10 protein-coding genes are annotated in these 12,458 nt (G+C 63.0%); 6 read left to right on the top strand and 4 right to left on the bottom strand.

Annotated elements, in window-relative coordinates; translation table 11 throughout:
- Nucleotides 1-207: 207 nt before the first annotated feature.
- Nucleotides 208-1,482, top strand: coding sequence for an ATP-dependent Clp protease ATP-binding subunit ClpX (gene clpX, locus COCCU_RS10575; protein ID WP_156231474.1), 1,275 nt, complete (start codon nt 208-210; stop codon nt 1,480-1,482).
- A gap of 283 nt (nt 1,483-1,765) precedes the next feature.
- Here clpX and COCCU_RS10570 read toward each other — a convergent pair whose 3' ends face one another.
- Nucleotides 1,766-2,518, bottom strand: a complete 753-nt coding sequence (locus COCCU_RS10570) for a TetR/AcrR family transcriptional regulator (RefSeq protein ID WP_156231473.1) — start codon at nt 2,516-2,518, stop codon at nt 1,766-1,768.
- 392 nt (nt 2,519-2,910) lie between these two features.
- Between COCCU_RS10570 and COCCU_RS10565 the strand changes: the two genes are divergently transcribed.
- From COCCU_RS10565 to COCCU_RS10545, 5 genes are all read left to right on the top strand, one after another.
- Complete coding sequence (locus COCCU_RS10565) at nt 2,911-3,885, top strand: malate dehydrogenase (protein ID WP_156231472.1); 975 nt, start codon at nt 2,911-2,913, stop codon at nt 3,883-3,885.
- Between the two features lie 178 nt (nt 3,886-4,063).
- On the top strand, nt 4,064-5,593 hold the full coding sequence (locus COCCU_RS10560; protein WP_156231471.1) for an Hsp70 family protein: 1,530 nt from the start codon (nt 4,064-4,066) through the stop codon (nt 5,591-5,593).
- Nucleotides 5,594-5,660: 67 nt separating this feature from the next.
- Nucleotides 5,661-8,393 (top strand): valine--tRNA ligase, encoded by a 2,733-nt coding sequence (locus tag COCCU_RS10555; protein ID WP_156231470.1) that lies wholly within the window; start codon nt 5,661-5,663, stop codon nt 8,391-8,393.
- 107 nt (nt 8,394-8,500) lie between these two features.
- Nucleotides 8,501-9,964 (top strand): bifunctional tetrahydrofolate synthase/dihydrofolate synthase, encoded by a 1,464-nt coding sequence (gene folC / locus COCCU_RS10550; RefSeq protein ID WP_156232798.1) that lies wholly within the window; start codon nt 8,501-8,503, stop codon nt 9,962-9,964.
- Nucleotides 9,961-10,383: a DUF4233 domain-containing protein gene (locus COCCU_RS10545; RefSeq protein WP_156231469.1), complete on the top strand. Its 423-nt coding sequence runs from the start codon at nt 9,961-9,963 to the stop codon at nt 10,381-10,383. The genes folC and COCCU_RS10545 overlap by 4 nt, the downstream gene beginning before the upstream one ends.
- Nucleotides 10,384-10,483: 100 nt before the next feature.
- Here the strand turns inward: COCCU_RS10545 and COCCU_RS10540 are convergent, their stop codons facing one another.
- From COCCU_RS10540 to COCCU_RS10530, 3 genes are read right to left on the bottom strand one after another with little or no spacing between them, the layout of a single operon-like run.
- Nucleotides 10,484-10,954: a carboxymuconolactone decarboxylase family protein gene (locus COCCU_RS10540; protein WP_156231468.1), complete on the bottom strand. Its 471-nt coding sequence runs from the start codon at nt 10,952-10,954 to the stop codon at nt 10,484-10,486.
- Between the two features lie 3 nt (nt 10,955-10,957).
- A complete protein-coding gene (locus COCCU_RS10535; protein WP_156231467.1) occupies nt 10,958-11,311 on the bottom strand; it encodes a GNAT family N-acetyltransferase in 354 nt (117 codons plus the stop codon).
- 3 nt (nt 11,312-11,314) lie between these two features.
- Nucleotides 11,315-12,346, bottom strand: a complete 1,032-nt coding sequence (locus COCCU_RS10530) for a pirin family protein (RefSeq protein WP_156231466.1) — start codon at nt 12,344-12,346, stop codon at nt 11,315-11,317.
- Nucleotides 12,347-12,458 lie beyond the last annotated feature (112 nt).

The raw sequence follows: 12,458 nt of genomic DNA, 5'->3' as shown, positions 1-12,458 counted from the left end.
CTCGGGGTGGGAATACCTGGTGCGCCCCCGGGGTTATGATTCAAGGAGCGAAACTTTCCCGCTGAATCCGGGTCCGGCCTGGAACCACCAGCTCACTGCAGGCTGAAAGGGGCAATCTCGCCGGATCTTGACGACGTGATTAGAGTGGGAGAACAGTCCTTTGTACTGCCGCACGACCTCAACTTCGAAGCGAGAACGATTTCTTTTATGGCACGAATGCAAGAAAGCGCGGACCTGCTCAAGTGCTCCTTCTGCGGAAAGAGCCAGAAGCAGGTTAAAAAGCTGATCGCCGGCGGTGGCGTATATATCTGCGATGAATGCATTGAGATCTGCAATGAAATCATCGAGGAGGAGATCGGCGCTCAGGCCAAGGAGAACACGGAGGAGAACACCCTCCCCCGGCCCTCCGAGATCTCCGCTTTCCTGGATAAGTACGTCATCGGCCAGGATGATGCCAAGCGCATCCTCTCCGTCGCCGTCTACAACCATTACAAGCGGATCCGCAGTGATGAACAGAAGTCACTCAAGCACCGCGATGATGAGATTGAGCTCGCCAAGTCCAATATCCTCCTGCTGGGGCCCACCGGCTCCGGCAAGACCTATCTGGCGCAGACCCTGGCCCGCCTACTGGACGTCCCCTTCGCCATCGCTGACGCCACCTCGCTGACCGAAGCCGGTTATGTCGGTGAGGACGTGGAGAATATCCTCCTCAAGCTGCTGCAGGCCGCTGATTTCGATGTGGCCAAGGCACAGCGCGGCATCATCTACATCGACGAAGTCGACAAGATCTCCCGGAAGTCGGAGAACCCCTCCATCACCCGGGATGTCTCCGGTGAGGGTGTACAGCAGGCATTGCTGAAGATCCTGGAGGGCACCACCGCCTCCATCCCGCCGCAGGGTGGTCGCAAGCACCCCAACCAGGAGTTCATCCAGCTCGACACCACCAACGTCCTCTTCATCGTCGCCGGTGCCTTCTCCGGCCTGGAGAAGGTCATCCAGGACCGGGTGGGTAAGAAGGGGCTCGGTTTCGGCTCAGAGATCCAGTCCGCGGCCGAGCTGAAGGATCAGGACATCTTCGCCAAGGTCCGCCCCGGTGACCTGGTGAAATTCGGCCTGATCCCGGAGTTTATCGGCCGTCTTCCGGTGGTTGCCACCGTGGAGAACCTGGACCGCGAATCCCTGATCAGGGTGCTCACCGAACCCCGCAACTCCCTGGTCCGGCAGTACCAGCGTCTCTTTGAGATGGATGAGGTGGAGCTGCACTTCGAGACCGAGGCCCTGGCGGAGATCGCCGAGCTTGCCCTGGAACGGGGCACCGGTGCCCGCGGCCTGCGCGCCATCATGGAGGAACTGCTCGTTCCGATCATGTACGACATCCCGGACCGGGAGGACGTCTCCCGGGTAAACATCACCGAGGCCGTGGTCCGTGGTGAAGCGGAACCGGAGCTCGGATTGGATGCCTCCGCGGAGAAGACCGCCTAGGAAAGGTTGATCCTCGGGCAGTGGATAGGGCCGTTTCTGGCAGGGTGATGAAAGACCCTGCCGGAGACGGCCTTTCTCGTATTCGGCTGGCTCATCTCCCTTAAACCGGGAATGATTTTCCTCAACCATTCCCCTGCGCCCAAGATAGCACCTTGTTCTTCGTGGAAAGCCGGGACGCAATCCCACTGTGGGCGCCGCCGGGGAATCCAGGGTTTCATCCCAAGGTCGGCGTCACCCCTGGGGAGAAGTGCGGGGGAGGGGCGTCCTAAAGCGGATTCTTCCTTTAATCCTCGTCGGCGTAGATCCCCTGGGCACTGCTGCTGGTGGAATCGCTCAGCGGCTGCGCCGTGAGGTAGGAATCCCGGCCACTATGGGGGATATTCGAGGTCAGGAAAGCCAGCACCGTGTCCACCACCATGCTGTGCAGCCCCTCTCGGTTCTCCTCGGAGCTCAGATCCACCCCGAAGGAATGGTCAAAGCCGGGACTGTGGGTGGTGGGGTAGCAGGAGAGTGCGGAGATCAGGGTGAAGATATCCTCCGCGGCGATACCGGGGCGGAAGGCTCCGGCATCTTGGCCGAGCATCAGCAGCTTGTCCAGGTGCAAGGTGATCGAGGCGTCATTATTCATCGGCGGGATCTCGCTGAAGTCAGCGTGAGGGTGCAGGTTTTCCTGGACGAAGAGCTGCACCGCCTCCGGGTGTGCCAGATACCGGCGGTGGATCGCATCAACGACCTTGCGTACCCCTGCGACCGGAACGGTGGAATCCAGTTCCATTTCCTCGGCCTCCGGGTGGAGACGGTGGATGGCCTCAGCCAGGGCGCGGTGGTAGAGCCCAAGCTTATCGCCGAAGTGGTAGTGAATCATCCGCTTGGACATGCCTGAGTTCTTGGCGATCTGCTCCAGCCGGGTTTCATTGAAACCGTTCTGGGAGAACATGCCCAGCGCAACCTCGATGACGTGCTCTGGGGTCACTGCGTCATCGGCGATTCCCGAGGCATCTTCTCCGGTGGAGTTGATGGGACCGTCGATGTTCATGTGGAACTCTCTCTTTCGCTCTATTTTCTCAGCCGATTCGAGTGTCAAAGAGCGGCAGCAGGGGGTTGGAACCCAGGCCAGATCAATTCTTTCGCGGCATTGCAATCGGTCTCCATCGTGCCCGAAAACCCCATGATAAGGAGGAGGGAATGTGTGAAAAAGTGAAGTGATTAAGAAAATCCCAGCTAGATCGCCTAAGGGTAGGGGGTAGGAGGGTGGAGTTTGGTGCACTTCCGTCACGCCCAAATGGGGGTGGTGGGAGAACTTGGGGGATGGGAGGGGTTGTGGAGGGGCGGATCTCAGAACCCGTTGCCGGCCGCTGCCGTGGTGGGGAAAGCAAACTAGGCTGGGAGGAGATCCGCTTGGTGCTCCCCTGAAAGAAGGTTTTGCCAATGACAGTCCCGAAGAAGATTGCGGTGACCGGCGCGGCCGGGCAGATCGCCTACTCCCTGCTCTGGCGGATCGCGGATGGCGCGGTCTTCGGTGATGATGTCCCGGTTGAACTGCAGCTGCTCGAGGTCCCCCAGGCCATGCGTGCCGTGGAGGGGGTGGCCATGGAACTGGCGGACTCCGCTTTCCCGCTGCTGCAGAAGATCAGCATCACCGACAATGCCGAAGAGGCTTTCGAGGGGGCGAACGCTGCTTTCCTGGTGGGCGCGAAGCCGCGGGGCAAAGGGGAGGAACGTTCCGACCTCCTGGCCGCCAACGGCAAGATCTTCGGCCCTCAGGGGCAGGCGCTCAACGCCCATGCCGCCGAGGACATCCGTGTCCTGGTGGTCGGTAACCCCGCCAACACCAACGCCCTGATCGCCCAGTCCAATGCCCCGGATATTCCGGCCAGCCGTTTCAACGCGATGATGCGTCTGGACCATAACCGGGCCTTGAGCCAGCTGGCCCAGAAACTCGATGTGGTCAGCACCGACATCAGGCAGATGGTGGTGTGGGGCAACCATTCCACCACTCAGTTCCCGGACATCACCTACGCCACCGTCAACGGCGCCCCAGCCACCGCACTGGTGGAACAGGACTGGTACACAGATGTGTTCATCCCGAAGGTGGCCAAGCGTGGTTCGGAGATCATTGAGGTGCGGGGCAAGTCTTCGGCGGCTTCTGCAGCTTCCGCGGCGGTCGACCATATGCGGGACTGGATCTACGGCACGCCTGAATGGTCCACCGCGGCCGTCCCCTCCGATGGCTCCTACGGCATTGAGGAAGGCCTGATCGCCGGTTTCCCGACGATCGCGGAGGGCGGGGAGTGGAAGATCATCCCGGATCTGCACCTGCATCCCCACCAGCAGGAAAGGATCGCGGCCAGTGCCAGGGAACTTAAGGAGGAGCGCGAGGCGGTGCTCAGCCTGCTGGGTTAGGCGTACAACTTCCCGGGGGTGAATGTTCCCCCGGTGAAATCCGCGAATAGCATTGTTCCGGCCCCTTCGCCGGGGTTTGCGGGCTTCGGGGGTGGCCGCCCCGAAGGGTGCTGTTGAAGTGCTTTTTCACCAGGATTTCACCAGGTTTTGTGATCTGAACAGTGCTAGGGTCAACGGCATGCGTTTTGGGATTGATTTCGGCACCACAAGGACCACCGCAGCGGTGGTGGATCGCGGAAACTATCCGGTGATGGGGGTGGAGGATACGCTGGGCGATGCCCAGGAGTACATCCCTTCCGTCGTGGCCCTGGACGGGGATCGTCTGGTCGCCGGCTGGGAGGCCGTGGAACTTGGGGAGGACAACCCCACGTTTATCCGATCCTTCAAGAGACTGATGGCGGCCGAGGAAGTCACCGCCGCCACCCCGGTCCGGCTCGGGGAGAGCCACCGCCCCCTCGGGGAGGTGTTGGAGACCTTCGCCACCTATGTCATTGACCGGCTCCGCCATCATCAGCGTCAGATCGGTGATGATTCCGCCATTGAGGTGGCGCTCGGTGTGCCCGCGAACTCCCATAGTGCCCAGCGTCTTCTCACACTCGATGCTTTCCGCCGTGCCGGCGCCACGGTGCTCGGCCTGGTCAATGAGCCCAGCGCCGCGGCCTTTGAATACACCCACCGTCATCCCACCACCCTGAACTCACGGCGCAGCAGTGTCATCGTCTATGACCTCGGCGGCGGCACCTTCGATGTCACCCTGGTGCGTATCGACGGTCACGAGCACGAGGTCCTGACCTCTCTCGGCGTCAGCCGTCTCGGGGGCGATGACTTCGACGAGGTCTTGGCTGACTTCGCGCTGGAGACCTCCGGTCACAGTCTGGATGCCTTCGGCAACCGGGCACGCGGCCGCCTGGTGGATGAGGCGCGGTCCGCCAAGGAGAACCTGGTGCCGCAGTCTCGCCGTCTGGTCCTGGAACTGGGGGACAAGGATGTCGTGATTCCGGTCGCCGACTACTACGAGAAGGTCACTCCGCTGGTGGAGCGCACCCTCGCGGCAATGGAACCGCTGATCGGTCGGGATGCGGAGCAGGGCCTCAAGGACACCGACATCGCCGGGGTCTACCTGGTCGGCGGTGCCTCCAGCCTGCCGCTGGTGCCGCGTCTGCTGCGGGAACGTTTCGGCCGTCGCGTGCACCGTTCCCCTTTCCCGGGGGCCTCCACCGCCGTGGGTCTGGCCATTGCCGCCGACCCGGAGTCCGGTTACCACCTGCGGGACCGTCTGGCCCGGGGCATCGGTGTCTTCCGTGAGCTCGATGCCGGCAAATCCGTCAGCTTCGATGCCCTGGTCGCCCCGGACACCGACCCCGGTGAGGATGGGTTCATCCGCGTCACCCGTAGCTATCAGGCGGCCCACAACGTCGGCTGGTTCCGCTTCGTGGAGTACTCCGCAGATGACACCGGTTCGGAGCACCCCGGTGATCTCAGCCTGATCGCGGAGATACTGGTGCCCTTCGACCCCTCCCTGCAGAATAATGCGGATCTTTCGCAGGTTCCGGTGGAACGCCGACAGAACGGCCCGATGGTCACCGAAACCGTCACAGTGGATCCGGATGGCATCACCTCCATCCGCATTGAGTTCCTCGATGATTCCGGCACCCCGGTGGTCGTGGAGAGCACGGTCTCCCTCAGATCGGGTGCGGTTCGGGCCTGACCGTCGGGGAGTCTGCGACACCCGGCATAATCCCCTGAAGCAAGGGGTTGGCCGGGGACTGGCTAAGATGGTCGACGTGACTGAGAAGAACGAGGCAAAGACCGTTAACCGCGCAGATAAGCTGCCTAATTCCTGGGATCCGCAGGCCGTGGAGGCCGAGCTTTACCAGGGTTGGGTCGATGCCGGTTATTTCACCGCCGATCCGGCCAGCGAAAAGCCTGCCTTCTCCATCGTGTTGCCACCACCGAACGTCACTGGCCAGCTGCACATGGGCCATGCGCTCGACCACACCCTGATGGATGGGCTGGCCCGCATCAAGCGGATGCAGGGCTATGAGGTTCTCTGGCTGCCGGGTATGGATCATGCCGGCATCGCGACCCAGACCAAGGTCGAGGAGATGCTCAAGGAGACCGAGGGTAAGTCCCGCTGGGATTACTCCCGCGAGGATTTCATAGCCAAGGTCTGGGAGTGGAAGGAGGAGTACGGCGGCGCCATCGCAGATCAGATGCGTGCCATCGGTGACTCCGTCGACTGGTCCCGCGAGCGTTTCACCCTGGATGAGGGACTCTCCCGTGCGGTGCAGACCATCTTCAAGCAGCTCTATGACCGGGGCATGATCTACCAGGCCAATCGCCTGGTCAACTGGTCCCCGGTACTCGAGACCGCGGTCTCGGACATCGAGGTGATCCACAAGGACGTCGAGGGTGAGCTGGTGTCCTTCCGCTACGGCTCGATGCAGGATGATCAGCCGCACATCGTCGTCGCCACCACCCGGGTGGAGACGATGCTCGGTGATGTCGCCATCGCCGTCCACCCCGAAGATGAGCGCTACAAGGACCTGGTGGGCACCACCCTGCCGCACCCCTTCCGGGATGATCTCAGCCTGCAGGTCATCGCCGATGACTATGTCGACCCGGAGTTCGGTTCCGGCGCGGTGAAGATCACCCCGGCCCATGACCCCAATGACTACGCCATGGGTCTGCGCCATAACCTGGACATGCCCACCATCATGGACACCACCGGACACATCTGTGACACCGGCACCGAGTTCGACGGGCTCTCCCGTGAGGAGGCCCGGGTCAAGGTGCGGGAAGCACTGGCTGAGCAGGGTCGCATCGTCAAGGAGGTCCGCCCCTACCTCCATTCCGTCGGCCACTCCGAGCGTTCCGGGGAGCCCATTGAGCCGCGCCTTTCCCTGCAGTGGTTCGTCAAGGTCGAGCACCTGGCGAAGATGGCCGGTGACGGGATCCGTGAGGGTGACACCACCGTCCACCCGAAGTCGCTGGAGCCGCGCTACTTCGACTGGGTCGATGACATGCACGACTGGACCATCTCCCGGCAGCTGTGGTGGGGTCACCGCATCCCGATCTGGTACGGACCTGAGGGTGAGATTGTCTGCGTCGGCCCGGATGAGGAGCCGCCCACCGGTGAGGGCTGGCACCAGGACCCGGATGTCCTGGACACCTGGTTCTCCTCCGCGCTGTGGCCCTTTTCCACCATGGGATGGCCGGACAAGACCCCGGAGCTGGCGAAGTTCTATCCCACCTCCGTGCTGGTCACCGCCTATGACATCCTTTTCTTCTGGGTTGCCCGGATGATGATGTTCGGTACCTTCGCCGCCGAGATCACCCCCGAGCTGCTCGGGGAGGGCCAGCAGGATCGTCCGCAGGTCCCCTTCAAGGATCTCTTCCTGCACGGCCTGGTCCGTGATGAGCATGGCCGTAAGATGTCCAAGTCCCTGGGCAATGGCATTGACCCGATGGACTGGGTGGGGCGTTTCGGCGCCGATGCGCTGCGCTTCACCCTGGCCCGTGGCGCGAACCCGGGTGTGGACCTGCCGGTCGGCGAGGACTCCGCCCAGAGTTCCCGTAACTTCGCCACCAAGCTCTTCAACGCCACCCGCTTCGCGCTGATGAACGGTGCCGAGGTCGGTGAGCTGCCGGCCCGCGAGGAGCTGACTGACGCGGACCGCTGGATCCTGGACCGGCTGGAGGAGGTCCGTGGCGAGGTTGATGAGTATTTCGCCAACTATCAGTTCGCGAAGGCCAATGAGGAGCTCTACCACTTCGCCTGGAATGAACTCTGCGACTGGTACCTGGAGATCGCCAAGACCCAGATCCCACGTGACTTCGACGAGGCTAATGAAGCCGCCCGCACCCGGGGCCACAACACCCAGCTGGTGCTGGGCCGGGTCCTGGATGCGGTGCTTCGTCTGCTGCACCCGGCGATGCCTTTCGTCACTGAGGTGCTGTGGAAGGCGTTGACCGATGGTGAGTCCATAGTGATTTCCGCCTGGCCGACCACCGCGGACACCAATGATGGTGTTGCCCGGGATTCCCAGGCCGCCCGCCGTATCGCGGATGCGGAGAAGCTGATCACGGAGGTCCGTCGTTTCCGCTCTGACCAGGGTGTCAAGCCTTCCCAGAAGGTTCCGGCGACCGTCGACTTCGCGGCAGCCGATCTGAGGGAGCAGGAGGGGTTCATCCGTTCCCTGGCCAAGCTGGAAACCCCGCCCGAGGATTTTGAGGCCACCGCCTCCATCGAGGTGCGGCTTTCCCAGGCGACGGTCACCGTCGCCCTGGACACCTCCGGCACCGTGGATGTCGCCGCGGAACGCAAGCGCCTGGGGAAGGACCTGGCGGTGGCACACAAGGAGCTGGAGACCACCGCTAAGAAGCTGGGCAATGAGGCCTTCCTGTCGAAGGCTCCCGATGCGGTCGTGGAGAAGATCCGCAGCCGCCAGCAGATTGCCCGCGAGGAAGTCGAACGCATCACCCAGCGCCTGGAGGACCTTAAGTAATGAGTTCCAAGGAGGGTGGAGACCCCACCCCGGAGTATGACGAGGAGAAGCTGCTGGCTGAGGCCTTGGCCGCAGCCCAGGATGCGGACAGTGATGAGGAGGTCTCGATGGGTGATGTCACCCTGAACGGGGCCGGACTCTCCTTGCCCATCGACGTCAATGCTGAGGTGGAGAAGCCTGCCACAGCGAAGGTCACCCCGCAGGACCTGGCGGATCTGGCTGCCGTTGAAGCGGAGCTGGACACCCGTTGGGGGGAGACCCAGATCGATCCGACTCTGGAGCGGATCGAGATGCTGATGGATCTGCTCGGCAACCCGGAGAAGTCCTTCCCCGCCATCCACGTCGCCGGCACCAACGGCAAGACCTCCACGGTCCGGATGATCGAGTCCCTGCTGCGCGCCTTCCACCGTCGTACCGGTCGGACCACCAGTCCGCACCTGCAGCTGGCGACGGAGCGCATCGGTATCGACGGGGTGCCGATCCACCCGCGCGAGTATGTCCGCATCTGGCGGGAGATCCAGCCCTTCGTGGAGATGATCGATGAGCGCAGTGGCATTCGGATGAGCAAATTTGAGGTGCTGGTCGCCATTGCCTATGCCGCTTTCGCCGATGCCCCGGTGGATGTGGCCGTGGTTGAGGTCGGGATGGGCGGGCGTTGGGATGCCACCAATGTCATCGACTCCGAGGTTGCGGTGGTCATGCCGGTCGCCATGGACCACACCGATTACCTGGGGGAGAGCCTCGAGGAGATCGCGGCGGAGAAGGCCGGCATCATCAAGGCCCGGCCGCAGTCCGATGATCCGCTCAAACCCACCGAGAATATTGCGGTCATTGCGGAGCAGGAGCCTGCGGTCATGGAGGTGCTGCTGCGCCAGGCCGTTGAGGTTGATGCTGCGGTGGCCCGTGCCGGTGCCGAGTTCGGGGTGGTCTCCTCGACGGTGGCGGTCGGTGGTCAGCAGCTGCACCTGCGGGGCCTGGGCGGGGACTATGAGGACATCTTCCTCCCGCTCTCCGGTGAGCATCAGGCTCGCAATGCGGCCACGGCCCTGGCCGCGGTGGAAGCCTTCTTCGGTGCCGGTGCGGGTCGTACCCTGGACCTGAACACCGTGAAGGAGGGTTTCGCGAAGGTGGAGTCCCCGGGTCGGCTGGAGCGGGTCCGTTCCGCCCCCACGGTGTTCATTGACGCTGCACACAACCCGGATGGTGCCCGCTCCCTGGGCGCCGCCCTGGAACGGGACTTTGAATTCAACCGCTTGATCGGGGTGGTCGGGGTGCTCGGGGACAAGGATGCCCTGGGTATCCTGCGGGAGCTGGAACCCCATTTCTCGGAAGTGGTGATCACCCAGGCCACCTCACCACGTGCCCTGGATGCCGATGCGCTGGCGGAATCTGCCCGGGACATCTTCGGGGAGGAACGTGTCCACGTGGCATATTCCCTGCCTGGTGCGGTGGAGCTGGCGGTGGAACTCGCGGAGGACGCTGAGGTCCAGTCCGGCTCCGGTGTGGTGATCACCGGTTCGGTGGTCACCGCCGGTGAAGCCCGCACCCTCTTCGGAAAGGAACCTGCATGAGCCAGGAAGAAAATATCGAGTATGGCCCCTTAGGCCCCGGTCATGCCCCGGTGAAGGATCCGATGAAGGGTCTGCGGGGTGTCATGGCAGGCACGCTGGTCATGGAGGCGATCACTCTCTACCTGGTGCTCACCGTGATTCTGCAGGTCAGCGATGGGGTCTACTGGACCACCTTCAACTGGGTGTATGTCACCGTGGTGGCCACCGCCCATCTGGTGATGGCCTTCCTGCAGCGTTTTCCCTTCTCCCTGCCGATAAACCTGCTGCTGCAGGTGTTTGCCCTGGCGGGCTTCTTCATCCATCCCTCGATGGGTATCGTGGCGCTCCTCTTCATCGCGGTGTGGTGGTACCTGCTGCATCTGCGTAAGACCATGCTGGAGCGGATGCGGCGCGGTCTACTTCCCGGTCAGCACACCTAGCCGGCCCAGTCTGGGAGAGGAGGAACCGAGGTTCTTCCTTCTCCGCAGGTAGACACTCTCATGCCGCAGGGGCCCACCAAGGGGGGCGCTGGGTGGGCGCTTAGTTTTTGCGCTTGCCCAGTAGGGGGTGGACACTGGCGATGGAGATCCGGTTGAAGGCATTGATGGTGACGATTGCCCATTCCAGGGCGGCGACCTGTTCTTCGGCGAAGACCTCGCAGGCCTTGAGTCCGGCAGTGTGGCCCTTGCCCTCCTGAAGGAGGGTGAGGGATTCGGCCAGCTCCAGGGCGGCGCGTTCCTGTTTGCTGAAGTCCTCCACCATCCGCCAGGCGGCGAGTACGTCGAGTTTCCACTGCGGCACCCCGGCCTTGAGCGCCTGGGGGACATGCAGGCTCAGGCAGGTGCCGCAGCCGTTGATCTGGGAGACCCGGACATTGATCAGCTCGATCAGGTCCTCGCCGAGATCCACGTCGGGGTAGATCTTCCTTAACGTCTTGGTGACGTTGAGCATGGCTTTGTAGGGCTCGGGGAAGAATTTGTCGATATAGGGCGGGTGGGGTTCAGAGGTCATGGATCATTCTCCTTCAAGTTCGCCGCGGATCCAGGTGATATCAGCTGGGGTGGGGTTGCGGAAGGGGCCATCGTGGCCCTTGCGCTCCAGGTGTGTCTTGACGAAGGGGCAGACCGCGACGATCTTCAACCCCTCTGCGGTGGTTGCCGCCAGTGCCTGGGTGACCACAATGCCGGCCAGACCGCGGCCACCAAAAGCTTCGTCAATCTCGGTGTGGAAGAAGATGCGCTCACCTTCCCGGTCGCGGTATTCAGTGAAACCGGCGAGCTCCGCGGTGTCGGGGTAGCGCAGGGAGAAGCGGTGCAGGTGCTCCTCCTTGACCACGGAGACCGAGGTGCCGTGTTTATCAGTGCTCATGGTCTAGATCCTCTCCTCGGGACGGGCCTGGGGTGCCGGGTTCCTGCGTGGTTTGATGGCGGCATTGGGCAGGGCGGGGGCGGGAAGTCGGTGCAGACCATCCGGGGTTTTGCCGACGTACCCCTCGGTCACACCAAAACGTTCCCCATGCTCCTCCCATTCCTTGCGGTACCGGGAGATCTCCTCATGGTTGCGGCCGATGAAGTTCCACCAGATCACCACGTCCTCCTCGAAGGGGGTGCCACCGATCAGCAGCATCAGCGCCGGGGTGTCGCCGTGGTTGCGGATACGCAGCAGTGTCTCCCCGGTGCCGGTGTAGGCCAGTTCGGTGGGGTTGACCTTCACACCCTCCAGGTCGATGTCTCCGGAGTCGACGAGCAGGCCGTGCTCGAAGGTGGGGTTCACCTCAAGCTCGAGGACAGCGCTGGGATCCAGGCGGAGTTCCGCGCCGAGCAGGGGAGTGAAGGTCTTCACCGGGGAGCTCTGGCCCAGCAGCTTGCCCAGGAAGACCAGTGCCTGACCGCCCTCGAATTTGTGGGGGTGGGGAGCGAAGTGGTCGAAGCGACGCGGGCCCTGGCGGGCGTCCTCCGGCAGCACGGTCCACAGCTGGGCACCGTGGAGCACCGTGGTTTCCGGGGTGGAGACCTCGGAGTGGCAGATGCCGGCACCAGCGGTCATCAGGTTCACCTCACCGGGCAGTACCTGCGCGTGGATGTTGCCGGAGTCATGGTGGTCAACGCGGCCCTTAAAGAGCCAGGTGACGGTCTGCAGTCCGGTGTGGGGGTGCGGTGCCACGTCCATGCCGCCGCTGAGGGAGACATCGTCCGGGCCGTAGTGGTCGACAAAGCACCAGGCGCCGATCAGGGAGCGTTGCCGCTGGGGGAGGGTGCGGCGGACCATCATCGCCCGGGGTCCTCCGAGGGGGACCTCGCGGGAGGTGATGATCTCAACATCGGCACCGCCCTCGCAGATGACGTTCACCTCGCCCTTCTGGTTCAGATCCAGCTCCTCTGGCTGGCGCTCAGTGTTGGACATGTGGTGGTCCGCCTTTCGCTGGGGCTGTTGGGCCCGATCATAGTGGGCTGGGCCCTGACCGGAGTTTGATGACGTGTCATCAAATTTAGCATCTGTTCCTTCTCTGGCACAG

Source organism: Corynebacterium occultum (assembly GCF_009734425.1).
In the GTDB taxonomy this organism is placed as follows: Bacteria; Actinomycetota; Actinomycetes; order Mycobacteriales; family Mycobacteriaceae; genus Corynebacterium; species Corynebacterium occultum.
Note: the sequence above shows the minus strand (reverse complement) of the source record. Positions and strands in the feature narration are given on the sequence as shown.